18 protein-coding genes are annotated in these 19,688 nt (G+C 72.7%); 11 read left to right on the top strand and 7 right to left on the bottom strand.

Annotated elements, in window-relative coordinates:
• Nucleotides 1-341 precede the first annotated feature (341 nt).
• Nucleotides 342-1,406 (top strand): type IV toxin-antitoxin system AbiEi family antitoxin domain-containing protein, encoded by a 1,065-nt coding sequence (locus tag FHP29_RS09930; protein WP_158296533.1) that lies wholly within the window; start codon nucleotides 342-344, stop codon nucleotides 1,404-1,406.
• A gap of 257 nt (nucleotides 1,407-1,663) precedes the next feature.
• Here FHP29_RS09930 and FHP29_RS09925 read toward each other — a convergent pair whose 3' ends face one another.
• The 4 genes from FHP29_RS09925 to FHP29_RS09910 are packed head-to-tail and all read right to left on the bottom strand — an operon-like array spanning nucleotide 1,664 to nucleotide 4,879.
• Nucleotides 1,664-2,020: a hypothetical protein gene (locus FHP29_RS09925; protein WP_139622716.1), complete on the bottom strand. Its 357-nt coding sequence runs from the start codon at nucleotides 2,018-2,020 to the stop codon at nucleotides 1,664-1,666.
• Nucleotides 2,021-2,051: 31 nt separating this feature from the next.
• Nucleotides 2,052-2,918, bottom strand: a complete 867-nt coding sequence (locus FHP29_RS09920) for a M15 family metallopeptidase (RefSeq protein WP_139622715.1) — start codon at nucleotides 2,916-2,918, stop codon at nucleotides 2,052-2,054.
• Nucleotides 2,919-2,922: 4 nt separating this feature from the next.
• Nucleotides 2,923-3,582 carry a LuxR C-terminal-related transcriptional regulator gene (locus tag FHP29_RS09915; RefSeq protein WP_139622714.1) on the bottom strand — a complete coding sequence of 220 codons (660 nt, stop codon included), beginning with the start codon at nucleotides 3,580-3,582 and terminating at the stop codon, nucleotides 2,923-2,925.
• Nucleotides 3,575-4,879 carry an ATP-binding protein gene (locus FHP29_RS09910; protein WP_139622713.1) on the bottom strand — a complete coding sequence of 435 codons (1,305 nt, stop codon included), beginning with the start codon at nucleotides 4,877-4,879 and terminating at the stop codon, nucleotides 3,575-3,577. The genes FHP29_RS09915 and FHP29_RS09910 overlap by 8 nt, the downstream gene beginning before the upstream one ends.
• 144 nt (nucleotides 4,880-5,023) lie before the next feature.
• On the opposite strand from FHP29_RS09910, the gene FHP29_RS09905 reads away from it, so the two are divergent.
• The 5 genes from FHP29_RS09905 (at nucleotide 5,024) to FHP29_RS09885 (ending at nucleotide 8,647) form a co-directional block, all read left to right on the top strand.
• Nucleotides 5,024-6,202 carry a PspC domain-containing protein gene (locus FHP29_RS09905; RefSeq protein WP_158296532.1) on the top strand — a complete coding sequence of 393 codons (1,179 nt, stop codon included), beginning with the start codon at nucleotides 5,024-5,026 and terminating at the stop codon, nucleotides 6,200-6,202.
• Nucleotides 6,199-6,507 (top strand): hypothetical protein, encoded by a 309-nt coding sequence (locus FHP29_RS09900; protein WP_139622711.1) that lies wholly within the window; start codon nucleotides 6,199-6,201, stop codon nucleotides 6,505-6,507. The genes FHP29_RS09905 and FHP29_RS09900 overlap by 4 nt, the downstream gene beginning before the upstream one ends.
• Complete coding sequence (locus FHP29_RS09895; protein WP_139622710.1) at nucleotides 6,504-7,046, top strand: YbaK/EbsC family protein; 543 nt, start codon at nucleotides 6,504-6,506, stop codon at nucleotides 7,044-7,046. The genes FHP29_RS09900 and FHP29_RS09895 overlap by 4 nt, the downstream gene beginning before the upstream one ends.
• Nucleotides 7,047-7,116: 70 nt before the next feature.
• Nucleotides 7,117-7,641, top strand: coding sequence for a SigE family RNA polymerase sigma factor (locus tag FHP29_RS09890; RefSeq protein ID WP_139622709.1), 525 nt, complete (start codon nucleotides 7,117-7,119; stop codon nucleotides 7,639-7,641).
• Nucleotides 7,634-8,647, top strand: coding sequence for a hypothetical protein (locus FHP29_RS09885; protein WP_139622708.1), 1,014 nt, complete (start codon nucleotides 7,634-7,636; stop codon nucleotides 8,645-8,647). The genes FHP29_RS09890 and FHP29_RS09885 overlap by 8 nt, the downstream gene beginning before the upstream one ends.
• A 21-nt stretch (nucleotides 8,648-8,668) precedes the next feature.
• Here the strand turns inward: FHP29_RS09885 and npdG are convergent, their stop codons facing one another.
• Complete coding sequence (npdG, locus tag FHP29_RS09880; RefSeq protein WP_139622707.1) at nucleotides 8,669-9,382, bottom strand: NADPH-dependent F420 reductase; 714 nt, start codon at nucleotides 9,380-9,382, stop codon at nucleotides 8,669-8,671.
• A gap of 158 nt (nucleotides 9,383-9,540) precedes the next feature.
• Here npdG and FHP29_RS09875 point away from each other — a divergent pair, with 158 nt between their 5' ends.
• From FHP29_RS09875 to FHP29_RS09865, 3 genes are all read left to right on the top strand, one after another.
• Entirely contained in the window at nucleotides 9,541-10,578 is a 1,038-nt protein-coding gene (locus tag FHP29_RS09875; RefSeq protein WP_139622706.1) for an LLM class F420-dependent oxidoreductase, read from the top strand.
• Nucleotides 10,579-10,767: 189 nt separating this feature from the next.
• Complete coding sequence (locus FHP29_RS09870) at nucleotides 10,768-12,903, top strand: MMPL family transporter (protein WP_139622705.1); 2,136 nt, start codon at nucleotides 10,768-10,770, stop codon at nucleotides 12,901-12,903.
• Nucleotides 12,904-12,986: 83 nt separating this feature from the next.
• A complete protein-coding gene (locus tag FHP29_RS09865; protein WP_139622704.1) occupies nucleotides 12,987-15,584 on the top strand; it encodes a bifunctional FO biosynthesis protein CofGH in 2,598 nt (865 codons plus the stop codon).
• On the opposite strand, the gene FHP29_RS09860 is transcribed toward FHP29_RS09865, so the two are convergent.
• Nucleotides 15,560-16,168: a DUF4126 domain-containing protein gene (locus tag FHP29_RS09860; RefSeq protein ID WP_139622703.1), complete on the bottom strand. Its 609-nt coding sequence runs from the start codon at nucleotides 16,166-16,168 to the stop codon at nucleotides 15,560-15,562. The genes FHP29_RS09865 and FHP29_RS09860 overlap by 25 nt on opposite strands.
• A 43-nt stretch (nucleotides 16,169-16,211) precedes the next feature.
• On the opposite strand from FHP29_RS09860, the gene FHP29_RS09855 reads away from it, so the two are divergent.
• Together FHP29_RS09855 and FHP29_RS22020 are read left to right on the top strand one after the other, a co-directional pair.
• Complete coding sequence (locus FHP29_RS09855; protein ID WP_139622702.1) at nucleotides 16,212-16,688, top strand: DUF5709 domain-containing protein; 477 nt, start codon at nucleotides 16,212-16,214, stop codon at nucleotides 16,686-16,688.
• 90 nt (nucleotides 16,689-16,778) lie between these two features.
• A complete protein-coding gene (locus FHP29_RS22020) occupies nucleotides 16,779-16,922 on the top strand; it encodes a GPGG-motif small membrane protein (protein ID WP_192904003.1) in 144 nt (47 codons plus the stop codon).
• 82 nt (nucleotides 16,923-17,004) lie between these two features.
• Here FHP29_RS22020 and FHP29_RS09850 read toward each other — a convergent pair whose 3' ends face one another.
• Nucleotides 17,005-19,617 (bottom strand): EAL domain-containing protein, encoded by a 2,613-nt coding sequence (locus tag FHP29_RS09850; protein ID WP_139622701.1) that lies wholly within the window; start codon nucleotides 19,615-19,617, stop codon nucleotides 17,005-17,007.
• Between the last annotated feature and the right edge of the window lie 71 nt (nucleotides 19,618-19,688).

Raw genomic sequence — 19,688 nt, 5'->3', positions numbered from 1 at the left:
GGGCGGCGGCGTGGGCGGCGGCGTGGGCGGCGGGCATGTAACACGTTGTTCGCCGACCTGGGCGCCCGGTCTCCGCTGTCACACGTTGTTCGCTCACCTACCAGCCGCCTGACTTCGCGAAAAGGGCTCTGGGTGCGGCTGGTACAGCAGGCAGCGGGCTGCCAGGTCGGCGGACGACGTGTTACATGCCCCGCCGGGCCGCCCCGAGCCGCCCTCCCATCCGCCCCACGAGACCCACCGAGCGCCATCGAGAGTGCACAGGGACCGCGGCCGAGGGAGTTGTGCACAGGCCGGAGCTCGTTGCCGTCTCCGCGTCGGCCCCCGGCCGGATGGTGTCCCGCATGAACAGTCGAGTCATCGCCGTCATGAGCACGCAATGGGGCCTCATCACGCGCCCCCAGGCCATCGATGCCGGCATGTCGCCCGCGCAGATCGACCGCCTCGTCAACTCCGGTCGCTGGACGGCCGTGCGGCGCGGGGTGTACGCCGAGGCGCGGTACGTCGCGAGCCTCACCAGCCACGCCGAGCAGCGGATGCTGGCCGACCGCGCGGCGAGCCTGCGGGTCAAGAAGGCGCATGCGTTGAGCCACCACTCCGCGGCCTACCCGCTCGAGCTGCCCGTGCTGCGCGAACCGGAGCCGACATCCCACCTCACCCGCGCGGGTCTGGTCGGGACCCACCGGCGCGACGGGATCGCACAGCACCTCGCGCCGTACCCTCCGGAGCAGTTGTGTCACGTCGCAGGCGTCCCCGTCCTCGGCCCGGCGCGCACCGCTCTCGACATCGCCCGCGAGCACGGCTTCCTCGCAGGCCTGGTGGCGGTGGACTCCGCGATGCGGATGGGCGTCACCCGGTCCGAGCTGCTCGCGGTGGCGGCTCGGATGTACTGCTGGCCGCAGTCCACGATCCTCAGGGACGTCATCGAGTCGGCGTCGGGCGACATCGACTCCATCGGGGAGACGCTGCTGCGACACGTCGTCACGAGTCTCGGCTTCGGGGTTCCCGAGGTGCAGTTCGGACTGACCGCCGACGGGCGCACGGTGTGGTGCGACGTGCGCCTCGGCCGCCAGATCTTCGAGTTCGACGGCTTGGTCAAGATCCTCACGCCCGTCGAGGGCGGGTACGCCGACCGCCCGCCGACCGAGGTGCTGTGGGCCGAGAAGGGCCGCCAGGACTTCATCACCGGATTCAAGCTCGCGGTATGCCGGGTGACCTGGGCCGACGTCTGGGGCCCCGGTCTCGAGCAGGGGCGGGCGCGGATGCTGCGGGAGTACCTCGCGACCTGCGAGCGCTTCGGGACCGACGTCGCCGACCTCGCGCCGTACCGGCCGCGTGGGCCCCGTCCGCGCCCGCGTCTCCAGCGGCCCACCATCCGGCTCATGGGCTGGGACCGCTGGGCGGCCTGACGTCGGCTGCCCGCGCGACATCGGCGCGCACCGGCGCGCACCGACACGCCATCGGCGCGGTGCCGGCGCGCCAGGTCCGCGGCATGTAACACGTTGTTCGCCGACCTATCAGCCGCAGGACTTCGCTGAACCGGCCCTGTGTGCGGCTGGAACAGCAGACACGCGGCTGCTAGGTCGGCGAACAACGTGTTACAGCGCGCCTCACCTGCCCGCGACCGAGCCCACGACCGAGCCCGCGACCGACCCCGCGACCGACGTCAGCTGTGCACGGGCGACCAGAGGACGGCGACACAGACCTCGGCGACGGCGAGCACGAGGAGGCCGGCCCACAGGCCGTTGGGAATCTTGGCCTTGCGCAGGTTGGCCATCACGAGCACCAGGAGCACCAGGCCGATGGCGAGCTTGACGCCGACCTTGGCGTGGTTGACCGGGTCGTCGCCGCCCTCGAGGACGCCGACGAGGAGAAGGCCGGCGAGGAAGGCGGTGCCGACGCCGTCGCGCATGACGCCGGTGACCCTCTTGTCGCCCGGCCCGGCCTGCGCCAGCAGCCCGCCGATCAGGGCCGAGAAGCCCAGGATGTGGAGGATGAGCAGGATCAGGCGCAGGGTCTCCATGGCCGCACCCTATCCAGCGACGGACGCCGGATCAGCGACCGGTCGCCGAGAAGTGCTGGTAGTCCTTGAGCGAGCTCCACGAGCCGCCCCAGGTCCAGCCGATCCGCGCGAACTCCCGCACGACGACGTCACCGGCGTGGATGATGCCCGGCTGGGTGCGGCTGCGGTCGAGGTACGCCGACGCGCGCTCGGGCAGCACGACGCCGCCCTTGCGGTAGGGGTTGAGGAACGGGTTGACGTCGATCGCGAGACCGTAGGCGTGCGCCGACCATGTCGTCCGGCCGCGGGCCGCACGGCACACGAGCGCCGCGGTGTCGTTGCCGTCCCCGGTGGGCGGCGCCTCGAGGTCGGCGGTCGTCGGCAGCCGCATCTCCTCGATCGGATAGCCGGCGGCGAACAGTGCCCGGAACACCGACACGACGTCGTCGGCGACCGAGGCGGCGAGCACCAGCTCGCCGGTGTGGGCCAGGCCGTCGAAGCCGCGGAAGGACACGGTGACGTAGGCCAGGTCGGCGAGGGCGACCGGGCAGGCCGGCGACCAGGTCTCCCCCATCCGCTCGCGGATGGCGTCGGTGACCGGTCCGACGCTCGCGTGGAACCGTCCGTCGGCGGGCGGCGGGAGCAGGTCGGTCGTCGGGTAGCGCCGGACCCGCAGCGCCTTCGGCGTCGGCCGGATCTCGCCGAACCCGTCGGCGGTGCGGGGCAGGACGTGGACGCCCAGCTGCCAGGTGGAGTACGCCGGAGCGGGGCTCGGCGCGTCGGTGGCGGCGGGTCCCTCGGGCGGCGGGACGGACACCGGAGCGGTCTCCGGGTCGGACGTGGGCGGCGCGGGCGGCGTACCGCCGGAGCACCCCGCGAGCAGCACGGCGGCGAGGACCAGCGCCGCGATCCTCGTCACCGGATCAGAGCAGCCGCCGGTCCGAGGCCCAGCGGGTCAGCTCGTGGCGCGAGGACAGCTGGAGCTTGCGCAGCACCGACGACATGTGGGTCTCGACGGTCTTGATCGAGATGAACAGCTCCTTGGCGACCTCCTTGTAGGAGTAGCCGCGCGCGATCAGCCGCATCACCTCGCGCTCGCGCTCGGTGAGCCGGTCGAGGTCCTCGTCGACGTTCGCCAGGTCTGCCGACAGTCCGGCCCCGGCGAAGGCGTCGAGCACGAACCCGGCCAGGCGCGGGGAGAACACGGCGTCCCCGTCGGCGACCCGGCTGATGGCGTCGACGAGCTCCGGGCCGGTGATGGTCTTGGTGACATAGCCCCGCGCGCCGCCGCGCACGGTGCCGATGACGTCCTCGGCCGCATCGGAGACCGACAGGGCGAGGAAGCGCACCTCGCTGTCCTTGACCCGCCGGATCACCTCGACGCCACCGCCGCCGGGCAGATGCACGTCGAGCAGTACGACGTCGGGCCGGTGCTGCTGCACGGCGGCGACGGCCTCGTCGACGTCGGCGGCCTCGGCCACGACCTCGACCCGCCCGGCGCCGGTGGCGCCGAGCTCGGCGCTGACGCCGCGGCGGAACATGGCGTGGTCGTCGACGACGACCACGCGCACCGGCTCACTCATGGCTCTCCTTCTGCTTCGACGGCTCCGGGCTGTGGTCGAGGTGCAGGCGAACCTCGGTGCCCTCACCGGGCGCGGACCGGATCTCGGCCCGGCCGCCGTGGCGCTCCATGCGGTCGATGATGCTGCGTCGTACGCCGAGCCGGTCCTCCGGGGTCGCCTCCGGGTCGAAGCCGACTCCGCGGTCGCGCACGAACACGTCGATCCCGGCGTCGGTGATCTCGGCGTACACGTCGACCCGCGGGACGCCCGCGTGCTTCGCGGCGTTGGTCGTCGCCTCCCGGGCGGCCTGCACGATCGGGCGGGCCGCCTCGGTGTAGTCGCAGTCACCGACGGCGACCACGTCGACGGTGACGGCGTAGGCGTCCTCGATCTCGGCCGCGGCGGCGCGCAGGGCGCTGGCGACCGTGGCCTCGTCGAGGGACTCCCCGGCGTACAGCCAGGCGCGGAGGTCGCGCTCCTGGGCGCGGGCCAGCCGGGCGGCGTCGGCGGGGTTCTTCTGGATGAGGGCGAGGGTCTGCAGGACCGAGTCGTGCAGGTGGGCGGCCACGTCGGCGCGCTCCTGGGTGCGCACCCGCTCGGCGCGCTCGTCGGTGAGGTCGGACATCAGCCGGTAGACGAACGGCCCGAGCACGATGGCGACGCCGAAGAAGGCGAGCAGGATGGCGAGCGTGGCGTCGCGGGCGACCGACAACGAGCCGTCGCGCAGGGTGAACAGCACCAGCGCGACGACGACGAGGACCACTCCGGCGCCGATCCGCGCCCACGCCGCCCAGCCGCCCCCGCCCAGCACCAGCCGGACCGGGTCGACCTTTCCGGTGGCGTCGATCCAGCGCTCGCGCTGCGCCTCGTCGGCCTGGCGCCACAGCAGGGCGACGCCGACGACGGCGATGCCGAGCGGCCAGATCCACCAGCCGGTGCCGAGCAGTGCCTCGATCGTCAGGACCGCGCCGATGCCGAGCACGGCCAGGGTGATCACCGGCCCGACGTCGGAGAGCCGGCGTCCGCGGCGGCCGGGCCGGCGACCGTCGCGGGTAGCGGTGGCGAGGCCGGGGGCGAGGTGGTTCGCCGGTGGGCCGGCGGGCAGCAGGATCCACAGCGCGGCGTACGCCATGACACCGGAGCCGCCGACCACCGTCGCGACCACGAAGGCAGCGCGCACCAGGAGCACGGACACGCCGAGGTGGACCGCCAGGCCGGCGGCGACGCCGCCGATCATCGGCTCGCGCAGGTCGCGCCAGGCGCGGCGTACGTCGCGGGGCGGGGCCGGCGGAGCGGGCAGGGGCGCAGTGGTGCTCATGGTTGTTCCATCGTCACACAGCGCGGGACGCGCCAGCAGGGGGAAGGACCCTGACCCGACCCTGATCCCGTGCCCGGGGCGATGCGGCAGGATCAGGGCTGTCCCCGATGGTCCGCAGGCCGGGGAGACAGCAGGCTGGAGGACATGAACGCACCGACCGACACCGAGAACGAGCCTCGCCGCGAGGGCCCCCGGGTCACCCGCGACGAGGTCCGCGACCTCGCCCGACTCCGCCGCAGCCGCGACGACCGCAAGGTCGCCGGTGTCGCCGCGGGGGTCGCACGGCACCTCGACATCGACCCGCTGCTGGTGCGGATCGCGTTCGTCGTCCTCACCTTCTTCGGCGGCGGTGGCCTGATCCTGTACGCCGTGTGCTGGCTGTTCGTTCCGGAGGAGGGCACCGAGGACACGGTGATCCGGGTCGACGAGGGCATCCGCACCGCGGTGCTGATCGTCGGCGGCGTGGTCGCGATCGCCTCGGTCATCGGCGACACCGTCGGCGGACCCGGCTTCCCCTGGCCGGCGCTCGCGCTCGGGCTGATCCTCATCGTGGTGCTCGCCGGCAAGAACGCCGTCAAGCCGGGCGGCCCGCCGCACCCGTGGATGGGTGGCACCCCCGTCCCGCCTCCCCCGCCCCCGGCCCCGGAGCCCGGCGCCCCCGGCGCCCCCGGCGCGACCTACTCGGCCTACCGGGCCCCGGCTCCGGCGTACCGCCGCCCGGTCGACCCGCGCAAGCGCGGACCGCTGCTGTTCCCCTTCACCCTCGGCCTGGCCGCGCTCGGCCTCGGCGCCCTGGCCACGTTGGACCTGGCGGGCGTCGACGTCGTCCCGTCGGCGTATCCCGCGACGGTGTTGGGCGTCATCGGGCTGATGCTCCTGGTCGGCGCCTTCTACGGCCGGGCCGGCGGGCTTATCCTGGTCGGCCTTCTCGCCGCCGGCGTCACCGCCGTCACCTCGGTCGCCGACAGCCTCGAGGTCGGGGAGCAGCGGCCGGTGCTGCAGCAGGCGTCGGACCTGAAGAGCTCCTACGACCTGGGCGTCGGCGAGATCCGGATCGACCTGACCGACGTCCGCGACCTTGACGCGCTCGACGGCAGGACGCTCGACCTCGAACTCGGCGTCGGTCGCATCCTGGTGATCGTGCCGAAGGAGGGCCTCAACGTGGAGGCCAGGGGCACCCTCGACGCTGGCGAGGTCGCCATGTTCGGCAAGACGACCAGCGACGACGCCAGCGGCGACAACGGCACCGTCGCCGAGGCCCCGACCCTGACCATCGACGCCGACCTCGACCTCGGCCAGATCGAGTTCCGGAGCGCAGCATGAGCTACGACGAGCACACCACCGAGATCCCCCGCGAGGAGCGGCCCACCGCGGACCGCCGTACCGGCTGGCACCCGGTCAACACCGGCCACCTGGTCATGGGCATCGCGTTCACCGGCCTGCTCATCGTGTGGGCGCTGTCCACGAGCGACACCGTGCAGATCGAGAGGAACGGCTGGATCATGGGCCTGCCGTGGCTGGCGGCCGGCGCGGCGGGGCTGATCGCCTCGGTGCTGCGCGGCCGGCACCACGACCAGGGTTGGGACCACAACAGCTGGGACGAGCACCGGATGCGGGGCTGGCAGTGACCCTCCCCCAGCTGACCGGGCTGGCCTCGCTCGTCGCCCTCGACCACCCCGAGCTGGTCGCCCCGCCCGTCGCGGCAGCCCTGTCCCGATGGCCCGGCGCCGAGCGGATCGCGGTCGTGGAGATCGACCCCGAGCATGCCGACACCGCCGCCATGAGCGCGGCGTACGACCTGCCGATGACGGCCGGCGCCAACTGCGTGCTGGTCGCCGGCAAGCGGGAGGGCGAGGAGCGGGTCGCCGCGTGCCTGGTCCGCGCCGACACCCGCGCCGACGTCAACCACACCGTGAAGCGGCTGCTCGACGTCCGCAAGCCGTCGTTCCTGCCGCTGGAGCGGGCGGTGGCCGAGTCCGGGATGGAGTACGGCGGCATCACGCCGGTCGGCCTGCCGGCGGGGTGGCGCCTGCTCGTCGACGCCCGGGTCCCGGAGATGGACCTGGCGATCATCGGGTCCGGGCTGCGCCGCTCCAAGCTCCTCGTGCCCGGGGACCTGTTCGGACAGGCCCCCGGAGCCGAGGTCGTGGAGGGACTGGCGGGCTGACAACCTTTCGGCGTCCTCGACCGCTTCTACCGGTGAGAGGTGCCGATGAAGCGGACGGTGGTGGGACGCGATGGCGCTCGGTGCCGCGCCCGGCGAGGAGCCCGAGGAGCCCGATGGGTTCGATGGGTTCGTGGCTGCCCGCGGCGACGCGCTGTGGCGCTCGGCTTGGCTGTTGACGACCGACCACCAGCTCGCGGAGGACCTGGTGCAGACGGCGCTGGCCAAGTCGTGGCGGGCGCGGGACCGGGTCGGCGCCGACGGCTTCGAGGCCTACGTGCGCCGGGTCATGTACACCACCTACGTCTCCTGGTGGCGGCGCAGGTGGCGGGCCGAGCGTCCGACCGAGAACCTGCCGGAGCGGCCCTCCCGGGCGGAGGACGGCGACGCCCGCAACGACCTGGTCGCGGCGCTCGACGGGCTGCCCCGCGGTCAGCGCGCGGTGGTCGTGCTGCGCTACTTCGAGGACCTCACCGAGCAGCAGACCGCAGCCGTCCTCGGAATCGGCGTCGGCACGGTGAAGAGCCAGTGCTCCCGAGCCCTCCGATCCCTGCGCTCCTCTCCCCGCCTGCGACGAGAGGAGACCGCCGATGAGTGACGAGCAGTGGCTGCGCGAGGGCCTGTCCGAGGCCGTGCCGGCGCCCCCGGCGGCACCCGACCGCGCCGCCGGGGCACGCGTGAAGGCGCGCCGCGCCCGCCGTACGACGATTCTGGCGGCCGGATGCACTGCCGCCTCGGTGGTGCTGGTGGCGGGCGGCATGGCGCTGCTGGGCGGCAGTCGAGCCACGCCGGACGGCGCCACGGATCGCGGTCCTACGGCACCGGGTGTCACCGGCTGCCCGGCCGAGCCCGTCGACACCCGGACCCAGGCCGGCCCCGACCACATCCCCGACGGGGCGATCTCCGTCCGCCTGTGCAGGGGTTTCGGGGGTGCGATCGAGGTGCCCGACGACGCGCTGGTCAGCGGGGTGGACGAGATCGCGGCAGCGATCAACGGACTCGCCGCGCCCGGGCCGAACGTGTTGTGCACCGGTGAGCTCGGACCGGGCTACCAACTGGTCTTCGCCTACGCGGACGGCACCACACAGGTCGCTGCCGGCGAGCTCTACGGCTGCCGCCCGGTGGTGGTCAACGGCACCGAGCGGCTCGGTGCCGACGCACCGTGGAAGCGGTTCATCGACCTGTTGCGAGCACAGCGCAGCGGTGCCACTCCCCCGGCGACCCTGGACCACACGGCGATCGACTGCGATCAGGCCGGCCGGGTGCCGACGCTCGGTCGGCCGCAGGAGCTCGCCGTGGCGGCGATCTGTGTCGAGGACACCCTCAACAGCGGCGTCTGGCTCCGCGCCGACATCTCCTCCGCCGACCTCGCCACCCTGCTCACCGACATGGCGGCGAACACCGAGAGGAACGCCGCCTACGTCGACTGCGACCCGGGCAGGCTGCCCCGCATCGTCGGCTTCACTTCCTGGGGCGACCGGATCGACATCCGCGCGGGGTGCGGCAACGGCCGGTTCGCCACCGATCCGGACGACCACTCCGTCTGGTCCCCCGGGCCGGAGGCCGCCGCGATCATCGACCGCCTGGTCGGGGAGGCCCGCTGACGGGCCGCCCCGGCGCCGGACTCAGTGATCGAGCCCGGTGATCCGCAGGCCCGAGTGGGTCTTGTACTTCCGGTTGATCGAGATCAGCACCGCGGTGAACGGCTCGAGCACCCGCGCGAGGCGGAGCTTCCCGCCGTCGACACCGGGCCGGCCGGTCACCGAGGCGGCCAGGTCGATCGCGACCTGCTTGCCCTCGACCGAGTCGCCGACCACGATCACGTCCTCGTCGAGGAACTCGTCGTCGCCCCACAGCGAGGGCGCGGCGACGTTGTGGAAGGCGCCGACCACCGTCGCGCCGGGCACGAGCTCGGCGGCCGACTCCGCGGCCGATCCCTCGCCGCCGTTGATGACGCGACCGTGGGCGCCGCGCTTGTCGAAGGCGAGCGGGTTCACGCAGGAGATGACCGTCTTGCCGTCCAGCGCCCCGTCGGCGGCCAGGGAGGCGACGAGCTCGTCGTGGCCGTCGTACGGCACGGCGAGGAGGACGACGTCAGCGGCGGCGATCGCGTCGGCGTTCGTGGCGCCGCGGGCCGAGCCGGCGCCGTCGACCGAGCCGAGGCGCTCGGAGACCTCGGCCGCGACGGCCTCCGCCTTCTCGGCCGCGCGGGAGCCGAGGACGATGTCGTGGCCGTGGCGCGCGAACCGGTAGCCCAGGCCCTTGCCCTGCGGTCCGGTGCCGCCGATGACGGCGACGGTGTAGCGGGCGGGCGTGGCGGGAGTGGTCTCAGAAGTCACGCTCCCTCCTATCACGACCGGTCCACGGCCCGCGCCGGGTCTCACCGCGGACACGGGCGGAGGATCGGAGGGACTGTGACAGCATTCCCGTCACCGTTGTGCCGTCGGCGACCTCCGCCGGCGCCGCCCATGTGGCCGGAAGGCCGGAAGGGACCGCCATGAAGCTGTCGATGCCCCTCGTCTACGCAGGCAACCCGCGCGAGTCGGCCGACCAGGTCGCCGCGCTCGAGAAGGCCGGCCTGGACACCATCTGGGTGGCCGAGCCCTACGGCTTCGATGCGCCCACACTGATGGGCTATCTCGCCGCGAAGACCGAGACCGTGGAGATCGGCGCCGGCATCCTCAACGTCTACTCGCGCACCCCCGGCACGCTCCTGCAGACCGCGGCCGGACTCGACAACGTCTCGGGCGGCCGCGGCATCCTGGGCCTCGGCGCGTCCGGTCCGCAGGTCATCGAGGGCTTCCACGGCATGCCCTACGATCGCCCGCTGACCCGCACCCGCGAGGTGATCGAGGTGGTGCGAGCCGGACTGCGCGGCGAGCGCCTCGACTTCCAGGGCAAGACGGTCCAGGTCCCCCTGCCCGAGGGCCAGGGACTCGGGCTCGGCAAGCCGCTCAAGCTGCTCAACCGGCCCGAGCGGGCGGACCTGCCCATCTGGGTCGCCGCGCTCGGCGACAAGAACGTCGCGATGACCGCCGAGGTCGCCGACGGCTGGCTGCCCTTCCTCTACTACCCCGAGAGGGCCCAGCAGGTCTGGGGCGCATCGCTCGCGGCCGGCGCCGCCAAGCGCTCGCCCGACCTCGAGCCGCTCGAGATCAGCGCCGGCGGCATGGTCGCGATCGGCGAGGGCCCGGAGACGAAGGCGCTGCTCGACCTCATGCGCCCGACGTACGCCCTGTACGTCGGCGGCATGGGAGCACGGGACAAGAACTTCTACAACCAGCTGGCCTGCGAGTACGGCTTCGAGAAGGAGGCCAAGGAGATCCAGGACCTCTACCTGTCGGGCAAGAAGAAGGAGGCCGAGGCGGCGGTGCCGCTGGAGTGGCTCGAGGCAGGCAACCTGGTCGGCCCGGCGTCGTACGTCAAGGAGCGGATCGCGGCCTTCAAGGAGTCCGGCGTCACCTCCCTCTCGGTCTCCCCGGCCAGCGCCGACCCGGCCGGGACCATCGCGCAGCTCAAGGAGTGGGTCGCCTGACGGCTGCGCAACCGCCTCGACGACGGCCCCGGGATGTCACATCCCGGGGCCGTCGGGTGTCTGGTGGGGGACGGGCGTGCGGCCACTTGGCAAAGAGTTCCCGTCCGGCGATGAATCAGGGGCGGTCTCAGGGTCGGACCCGGAGGAATCCCGATGCCGATGTCCCCGCCCAGTGGAAGTGTGAGCGCCATGCACCGTCAGATCGCCGGCAAGCTGACCGGCCCCGTCACCAAGTGGATCGTCCTCATCGCGGTCATCGTGATCGCCGGCGGACTCGCGTCCCTCGCGGGCAAGCTCATCGACGTCCAGAACAACGAGACCGAGTCCTGGCTGCCCGACAGCGCCGAGTCGACGAAGGCCTTCGAGAAGCTCGAGGCCTTCCAGGACCCCTACGACGTCGGCACGACCGTCGTCTACCACCGCGCGTCGGGTCTCACCGACGCCGACCTCGCGGACATCGAGACGCAGGCCGGCGAGATCGGCAAGCTCGACGGCGTCAGCAACGTCCTCAGCCCGCAGGGCGCGCAGGCCGCGGGCGTCCCCACGCCGTTCGTGTCCGAGGACGGCCAGGTCGCCAAGCTCGAGTTCACCGTCAACTACGGCGACAAGCTGTGGGAGGTGCTGCCCGACCTGAAGCCGAAGATCGACAAGATCATCGCGATCGACGGCGTGGATTCCTACCTCGCCGGCGCGGGTGGTCAGAGCGCCGATGCGGCGACGATCTTCTCCTCGGGCGACAGCAACCTGCTGCTGATCACGCTCGGCGTCGTCGTCCTCATCCTGCTCGTCACCTACCGCAGCCCGATCCTGTGGCTGCTGCCGATCCTCACGGCCGTCGTGGGTCTCGGAGCCGCGATGGGCGTGCTCTACCTGCTCGCCAAGAACACCAGCCTCACCGTCAACGGCCAGACGCAGTTCATCCTCACCGTGCTCGTCATCGGCGCCGGCACCGACTACGCCCTCCTCCTCGTCGCCCGCTATCGCGAGGAGCTGCGGCGCCACGAGGACCGGCACGAGGCGATGGCCTTCGCCCTGCACCGCGCCGCCCCCGCCATCCTGGCCAGCTCGGCGACCGTCGTGGTCGGCCTGCTCTGCCTGATGTTCGCCGACCTCAACTCCACCGCCGGCATGGGCCCGGCCAACGCCGTCGGCGTCGCGGTCACCTTCGTCGTGATGGTCACCCTGCTGCCCGCCCTGCTGGTGATCTGCGGCCGCTGGGTGTTCTGGCCCTTCGTGCCTCACTTCGGCAGCGCCGAGCCGACGGCCTCCGGACTGTGGGCGAAGGTCGGCCGCAGCATCGCCCCTCGTCCGCGCGTGGTGTGGATCGGTACGGCGGCCGCGCTGGCTCTCCTCTGCCTGGGCTTCCTGCGGCTCGACACGGGCGGCATCCCGAGCGACGAGCAGTACACCACCGACCAGGACTCGGTGATCGGCCAGACGATCCTGGTCGAGCACGGCCTCGTCGACGCCAGCACCCCGATCCAGGTGGTGGCCAGCGCCGACCACGCCGACGACGTGATCGCGGCGATGTCCGGTGTCGACGGGATCGCCGCGCCGATGGAGGTCGCGAGCAAGGACGGCACGGCCCTGATCGTCGCCGACCTCACGAGCGACCCCTACTCCGACGCCGCGGCGGCGGCCGTCGAGGACGTCCGCGCGGCGGTCCACGACGTGCCCGGGGCGGACGCGCTCACCACGGGCATGACCGCGGTGTCGATCGACATCATGGATGCCTCGGCACGGGACAACAAGGTGATCATCCCGATCGTCCTGGCGGCGGTCCTGCTGATCCTGGCCGGACTGCTGAGGTCGATCCTGGCGCCGGTCCTGCTGATCGGAACCGTCATCTTGTCGTTCGGCGCGGCGCTCGGTCTCTCCGGCCTGGTGTTCGACCTGGTCTACGGCCGCGAGCACACCGATCCCGGCTTCCCCCTGTTCGCGTTCGTCTTCCTCGTCGCCCTCGGCATCGACTACAACATCTTCCTGATGACCCGGGTGCGCGAGGAGGCAGCGGCGCACGGGACCCGGATCGGCTCGCTGATCGCTCTGTCCTCCACCGGTGGCGTGATCACCTCGGCGGGCCTGGTCCTCGCGGCGACGTTCGCGATGCTGGGCACGATGCCGATGACCTTCACCCTCCAGCTCGGTACGACGGTGGCCCTCGGCGTCCTGCTCGACACGATGATCGTCCGGTCGGTCCTGGTGACCGCCCTGAACCTCGACCTGGGCGGGAAGATCTGGTGGCCGAGCAAGCTCGACCGGGGCGACTCCACGGTGGAGGGACCGCCCGCGGCCGAGGAGCAGCGGGTGCCGGCCCTCGACTGATCGTTCGGATCCTGACGGGTGGACGTCCGACCACCGGGTAGAACTTGTTCTACCGCGGACGTCCACCCGTTAGGCTCGTGCTGATGTCCGAGGTCCCCACCCCCCAGCAGATCCGCCGGGCGTTGGCCCGTGCCGAGCGCGGGGCCGCGCTCGACCTCGCGGAGACGACCGCCCTGCTCGCCGCGACCGGTGCCGAGCTGGACCGACTGTGCGGGGCGGCCGCGAAGGTCCGTGACGCGGGCCTGGTCGCCGCCGGACGGGTGGTCGAGGGCCGGGGGATCGTGACGTACTCCCCCAAGGTGTTCATCCCGATCACCCGGCTGTGTCGCGACCGCTGTCACTACTGCACCTTCGTGGAGACCCCGGCCCGAGCGGCGCGGGACGGCCGGGCGCCGTACCTGTCGCCGGACGAGATCCTCGACATCGCCCGCCGGGGCGCGGAGCTGGGCTGTCTGGAGGCACTGTTCACCCTGGGCGACCGGCCCGAGGACCGCTGGCCCGAGGCGCAGGCCTGGCTCGACGAGCAGGGCTACGACTCCACGCTGGCCTACATCCGGGCGATGGCGATCCGGGTGCTCGAGGAGACCGGGCTGCTGCCCCACCTCAATCCCGGCGTCATGTCGTGGGAGGAGCTCAACCGGCTCAAGCCGGTCTCCCCGTCGATGGGGATGATGCTGGAGACCACGTCGCGGCGCCTGTACGAGACCAAGGGCCTGGCCCACTTCGGCTCCCCCGACAAGGACCCCGCGGTCCGGCTGCGGGTGCTGGAGGACGCCGGCCGGCACGGCATCCCGTTCACCACCGGCCTGCTGGTCGGGATCGGCGAGACCCTGACCGAGCGGGCCGAGACGATCTTCGCGCTGCGTGCCACGGCCCGTGCCTACGGCGCCGTGCAGGAGGTCATCGTCCAGAACTTCCGGGCCAAGCCCGACACCGCGATGCGCCACGTCGACGACCTCGACCTCGCCGAGTACCGCGCCGCGATCGCCGTCACCCGACTCGTCCTCGGCCCCAAGGCGCGGATCCAGGCGCCGCCCAACCTGGTCGACCTCAGCGAGTGCAGGGCCCTGCTCGACGCCGGCGTGGACGACTGGGGAGGCGTCTCGCCGCTGACCCCCGACCACGTGAACCCCGAGCGGCCCTGGCCCTCGCTCGACCGGCTCCGCTCGATCACCGCCACCTGCGGCTTCGACCTGCGCGCACGCCTGACGGTGCACCCGGAGTACGTCGTCGGCTCGCTCCGGGACGGGCAGGCGTGGATCGACCCCCGCCTGCACGCCCACATCGCCGCGCTGGCCGTGCCGGACGGCCCGATGGCCGGGCTCGCGATCCCCGATGTCCGCCCCACCGGCCTGCCCTGGCAGGAGCCCGACGGCGGCTTCGCATCAGCGGGCCGCGTGGACCTGCACGCGGCCGTGGACACCGAGGGCCGCACCGACGACCGCCGCTCCGACTTCGGGTCGGTCTACGGCGACTGGGCCGCTGTCCGCGAGGCCGCCGCCCAGACCTCGGCCGCCGGGCCGGTCCCTGCTCACGAGCACCGTGACCTACCGAATATCGGTGCTTCCGCTCCGGGACTGTCGGCCCTGGCCGCAGCGGAAGCCGACCCCGGCAACCTGTCCGACGAGCACGCCCTCACCCTGATGACCGCCGAGGGCGACCTGCTCCGCCAGGTCGTGCGACTGGCCGACGACCTGCGCCGCGAGACCGTCGGCGACGACGTCACCTACGTCGTCAACCGCAACATCAACTTCACCAACGTCTGCTACGTCGGCTGCCGGTTCTGCGCCTTCGCCCAGCGCAGGACCGACGCCGACGCCTACTCCCTGTCCTACGCCGAGGTCGCCGACCGCGCCCAGGAGGCCTGGGACCTCGGCGCCACCGAGGTCTGCATGCAGGGCGGCATCGATCCCGAGCTCCCCGCGACCGCCTACTTCGACATCGCCGCCGCGGTCAAGCAACGGGTCCCCGACATGCACGTCCACGCCTTCAGCCCGATGGAGGTCGTCAACGGCACCGCCCGCACCGGCCTCTCGATCGAGGACTTCCTCATCAAGGCCCGGGAGGCCGGCCTCGGCTCCCTCCCCGGCACCGCCGCCGAGATCCTCGACGACGAGGTCCGTTGGGTCCTCACCAAGGGCAAGCTGCCCGCCCGCACCTGGGTCGAGATCGTGTCCACCGCCCACCGGATCGGGCTGCCCACGACGAGCACGATGATGTACGGCCACGTCGACAACCCCCGCCACTGGGTCGGCCACCTGGGCGTCCTCAAGCAGGTCCAGGACACCGCCCGCGAGAACGGCAGCACCGGGTTCACCGAGTTCGTCCCCCTGCCCTTCGTCCACACCAGCTCCCCCATCTACCTCGCCGGCGTCGCCCGCCCCGGACCCCCCCTGCGCGACAACCTCGCCGTCCACGCCATGGCCCGCATCCTCCTCCACGGACGCATCGACAACATCCAGACCAGCTGGGTCAAGCTCGGCGTCGACGGCACCCGCGCCATGCTCGACGCCGGCGCCAACGACCTCGGCGGCACCCTCATGGAGGAGACCATCTCCCGCATGGCCGGCTCCGAGCACGGCTCCGCCAAGACCGTGCAGGAGCTCACCGACATCGGCGCCGGCATCGGCCGGCCGGTGCGCGAGCGCACCACGCTCTACGGGAGCCCCGACCGCTCCTGAGCGCGTCGGCCCTCGCGCCACGCCCGGAACCGGGCCCAGCCGCGGCGTACCGCACGCCAGGCCAGCCAGAGCAGCACGACGCCGGCGAGCAGCAGCAGCGCGGCCACCGACGCGGCGGCGTACGGGTGCTCGATCGCGAACGCCATCACCGCGAGGACGGCGACGTCCTCCCCCACGCTGATGCCGATGTTGCTGAACGGCTCGGGCACGGTGTTGACCGCCATCCGGGTGCCGGTCTTGACCGAGTGCGCGGCGAGCGCGCTGCCGCCGCCGACCAGGCCTCCGAGCAGCTCGCTGGTCGAGGCCGAGTCGCCCGCGATGAGGACCCCGACCGCACCGCCGACGAGCGGCCGGATCGCCGTCGACACGATGTCCCAGGCGGAGTCGACGTACGGGATCTTGTCGGCGACGAACTCGAAGGCGTACATCAGCGCGGCCACGACGAGCACGTCCCAGCGGGCCAGCACGTCGGGGATCTCGGCGAACGAGCCCAGGCGGTCGGCCCCGCCGAGGACCAGCACGACCAGGTAGCTGTTGATCCCGCTGGCCCAGCCGGAGGAGAAGGCCAGGGCGAGTGATTCCATCCCGTCAGCGTAGGACCCGCGGACGACCGGGTACCGCAGGCGCATGACCACCAACGATCCGGAGCAGTACGAGGGCTACAGCGTCGACGACGAGAACCAGCTGCAGCCGGAGGACACCCTGGCCGACGACGACGTGGCGGACGAGCTGGACCGCGGCTACTCCCCTCCCGAGAAGTACTCGGCGGGACAGCGCTACGGGAACACCCCGTGGGAGCAGGCCCACGACCAGCCCCTCGACGACAGGCTCGCCGAGGAGGTGCCCGAGCCCGACCCGATCGGTGACGCCGATCGCGAGCTGCGCGGGGACGGCCCCGAGGACGACGGGATCGCCCACGAGGCCGACGAGCCCGGCGAGGAGGTCGGGGACGATCGCGCGGGTCGTCTCGTCGACCCCGACGAGGGGCGCGGCGACGATGTCGAGCAGGACCTCGTCGCCGAGGACGTCGGGATCGACGGAGCGGGGGCGAGCGCCGAGGAGGCCGCCGTCCACGTCATCCCCGACGACGAGCAGCATGGCTGAGGACGGTCCTGCCGAGCGAGCGGAGTCTGGCCCCACGACGGCTGGGTACTTCAGGTCCGGGCCGGAAGGCCCCCGACGAAGGAGGGAATTGTGGCACTCATCTTGTGGATCCTGGCGGTGATCCTCGTGGTCTCCGGCATCTTCAGCCTGTTCAGGGGTGAGCTGCTCTGGGGGATCGTTCTGATCGTCATCGGCCTGTTGGTCGGCCCCGGAGGCGTGAGCCTGTTCACCTGACCGACGCCCGCTGGGCGCCGTGTCCGACGGACGGCGCCCGGCGGGCGAACCGGCGGACCTGCTCCGGTCGGTGGACGAGCCTTCAGTGGCGGTGGCGCGCACCGCGGCGCTTGGCGTCGTACATGCGCAGGTCCGCGAGCCGGAGCAGCTCGTCGGGATCGCGTCCCTCCGGCCCGACAGCGGCCGACCCGACGCTGACGCCCACCGGCACGTGCAGGGCGAACGGGTGTGCGTCGAGGGTCTCCTGCACGCGGGCACGCACCCGCTCGGCGAGGACCGCGTGGGCGGTGCCGGACTCGAGGCGCACGACCAGGACGAACTCGTCGCCACCGACCCGGGCGACCGTGTCGTCGGGCTGGACGACGTCGCTCAGCACGTCGGCGACCGCGCACAGGACGCTGTCGCCCGCGGCATGCCCGAGATCGTCGTTGACGGCCTTGAAGCCGTCGAGGTCGAGCATGACCAGCGCGTGCGGCGAGCGGCCGGGGGCGGACGCCGCGGCCAGAGCCTCCTGCAGGGCGATCCGGTTGCTGACGCCGGTGAGCGGGTCGATCCGGCCCTGGGCCCGCAGCCGGTCCTGCTCCTCGCGGTGAGGGGTGACGTCGATCATCGCGTGCAGCCGCATCGGCTCGCCGCTCGGCCCGGTGAGATCGCGGACCTGGACCTCGACGAGACGGACGTCGCCGTCGCGGGTGACGACGGTGGCGGAGAAGGCGCCGCCGTCGGCCGCGGGCTGGTCGCGCGTGGTCAGCCAGCTGCGCACGGTCCGGCCGCGCAGCGAGTCGGCGGGCACCCCGAGCAGGGCGGCGGCCTCGGCGTTGGCCTGCTGGATCCGCTCCTCGGCGTCGCTCACGAGCACCGGTGTCGGAGTCGCGCCGAGGAGGGAGCTCAGCCACGCGTTCGACCGCCGCAGGCTCGCCTTGAGGCGCCGCCGCCGGGCGTCGCTGACCAGCCACAGAAGGATGAGGACGAACCCGGTGCCGACAGCCAGCCCGATCAGCAGGGGGTCGTAGCCGTCCAGCTCCCCGATCGCCGCGTCGCGGTCCTGCTCGACCAGCATCCACCCGCCGATCGCCGGCACCTCGGCGACCGCCCACAGCGGCCCGTCGTCGGAGGGGTCCGGAGGCGGGCCGCCTCCGGACAGCCGGGGGTCCCGGCTGCGGACCCCGACCCGCCCGCTGGAGGCGGCGAGCGTCGTACCGTGCCGGTCGACCACACTCACGCTGGCGCCGTGCTGCCGGAAGACCGCGAGGATCTCGGCCTGGAGGCCGGAGAGCGCGAGCGTCGCCACGACGTACCCGCGGATCGTGCCGTCCGGGTCGCGGACGGCGGCCGCGACCGCGACCGCCCACGTCTGCTCGGACGTCATCAGCTGGTAGGCCTGGGAGACGTAGGCGGTGTCCGAGGACGTCGCCGGCAGGTACCACTCGCGGTGCGCGAAGTTCCTGCCGACCACGTCGGGCTCGCGCTGGGCGGGAACCAGGTCGAGCATGGTGCCGTCGGCGTCGTACAGCGAGGTGTTGAAGGTGGCGGTCGTGGACGAGCCGAGCGCCGCGAGGACCAGGTCCATCTGCGCCGGATCGCGCGAGTCCAGCGCCTCACGCACGCCGTCGTTGCGGCTGAAGGCGGTGACGATGTCGCGCAGGCCGCCCAAGCGCATGTCGACGTTGTGGGCCGCGAGCGAGTCGATCGCCTCCAGCCGGTCCTGGGCGGCGGCCGTGAGCGAGGCGTGGGTGTCGGCGTGCGCCCGGCCGGCCAGCACCGCGACCGCCACGAGCACGAGGGCGACCAGGCCGCCCAGCACCCTCGGCACGAGCCTCTCCCGCAGCGCCGGCGTCGGGTCGATCGGGTCGGGGGAGATCGTCGGCAGGACGTCCTGATCCGTGGGCCGGGCCAGCGACGGCGGGACGGCGTCGGTGCGCAACAGCTCGCCGAGGTCCGCCGCGGGCAGCGGCCGGCTCATCAGGAAGCCCTGGCCGAACGGACAGCCGAGACGACGCAGCGCCGTGACGTGCTGGGGCCGCTCGATCCCCTCCGCCACGACGTGCACGCCCAGGGACAGGCAGAACCGGACGAGCGACTCCGCCATCCGCTCGTGCTGGCCGCCGGAGCCGAGGAACTGCACGAAGGACCGGTCGATCTTGATCCCGTCCACCCGGAAGCGGCGCAGGTAGTCGAAGCTCGCGTTGCCCGTGCCGAAGTCGTCGAGGGTGATGTTGCAGCCGAGCGCCGCGAGCTCGGCGAGCACCTGCTCGTGGCCCTGGCCGGTGCGCGACAGCAGGGTCTCGGTGAGCTCGACGACCACCGCCTCGAGCGGCAGTCCCGCGGCCTCGGTCGTCTCGCGGAAGCGTTGCGGCAGCATCGGGTCGTCGAGGTCGGCGGGCGACAGGTTGACCGCCAGGCACAGCCGGCTGCCGGCCGGCAGCTCCCGCCAGCGCGCCACCTGGGCAGCGGCTGCCGCGAGCACCATCTCGTCGAGGCGGACGACCAGTCCGGACTCCTCCAGGGCCTCGAGGAAGCCCGCCGGCTCGATCAGCTCGCCCGTGTCCGGGTCCAGCAGCCGGGCGAGCGCCTCGACGGCCACCATGTCGCCGGTGCGCAGGTCGTAGCAGGGCTGGTAGTGGACGACCACGTCCCCCTGGGACAGGGCACGCTCGATCCGCTCCGCAGTCAGCGTCTGCGCAGCGGTTCCCATGCCGACCTCGCTCCCGGGATCGGCCGGCCCGGCCGGCGCCGAGCCGACGGTCTCCCCGACCCTCGGTAGGT

It is taken from the genome of Nocardioides albidus (assembly GCF_006335005.1).
Lineage (GTDB): Bacteria > Actinomycetota > Actinomycetes > Propionibacteriales > Nocardioidaceae > Nocardioides > Nocardioides albidus.
Note: the sequence above shows the minus strand (reverse complement) of the source record. Positions and strands in the feature narration are given on the sequence as shown.

Bases quoted from the DNA above. Each gene is read 5' to 3' on its own strand.
- FHP29_RS09930 (WP_158296533.1), top strand. From the start codon at position 342: ATGAACAGTCGAGTCATCGCCGTCATGAGCACGCAATGGGGCCTCATC.
- FHP29_RS09925 (WP_139622716.1), bottom strand. From the start codon at position 2,020: ATGGAGACCCTGCGCCTGATCCTGCTCATCCTCCACATCCTGGGCTTC.
- FHP29_RS09915 (WP_139622714.1), bottom strand. From the start codon at position 3,582: ATGAGTGAGCCGGTGCGCGTGGTCGTCGTCGACGACCACGCCATGTTC.
- FHP29_RS09910 (WP_139622713.1), bottom strand. From the start codon at position 4,879: ATGAGCACCACTGCGCCCCTGCCCGCTCCGCCGGCCCCGCCCCGCGAC.
- FHP29_RS09905 (WP_158296532.1), top strand. From the start codon at position 5,024: ATGAACGCACCGACCGACACCGAGAACGAGCCTCGCCGCGAGGGCCCC.
- FHP29_RS09900 (WP_139622711.1), top strand. From the start codon at position 6,199: ATGAGCTACGACGAGCACACCACCGAGATCCCCCGCGAGGAGCGGCCC.
- FHP29_RS09890 (WP_139622709.1), top strand. From the start codon at position 7,117: ATGGCGCTCGGTGCCGCGCCCGGCGAGGAGCCCGAGGAGCCCGATGGG.
- FHP29_RS09885 (WP_139622708.1), top strand. From the start codon at position 7,634: ATGAGTGACGAGCAGTGGCTGCGCGAGGGCCTGTCCGAGGCCGTGCCG.
- FHP29_RS09875 (WP_139622706.1), top strand. From the start codon at position 9,541: ATGAAGCTGTCGATGCCCCTCGTCTACGCAGGCAACCCGCGCGAGTCG.
- FHP29_RS09870 (WP_139622705.1), top strand. From the start codon at position 10,768: ATGCACCGTCAGATCGCCGGCAAGCTGACCGGCCCCGTCACCAAGTGG.
- FHP29_RS09865 (WP_139622704.1), top strand. From the start codon at position 12,987: ATGTCCGAGGTCCCCACCCCCCAGCAGATCCGCCGGGCGTTGGCCCGT.
- FHP29_RS09860 (WP_139622703.1), bottom strand. From the start codon at position 16,168: ATGGAATCACTCGCCCTGGCCTTCTCCTCCGGCTGGGCCAGCGGGATC.
- FHP29_RS09855 (WP_139622702.1), top strand. From the start codon at position 16,212: ATGACCACCAACGATCCGGAGCAGTACGAGGGCTACAGCGTCGACGAC.
- FHP29_RS09850 (WP_139622701.1), bottom strand. From the start codon at position 19,617: ATGGGAACCGCTGCGCAGACGCTGACTGCGGAGCGGATCGAGCGTGCC.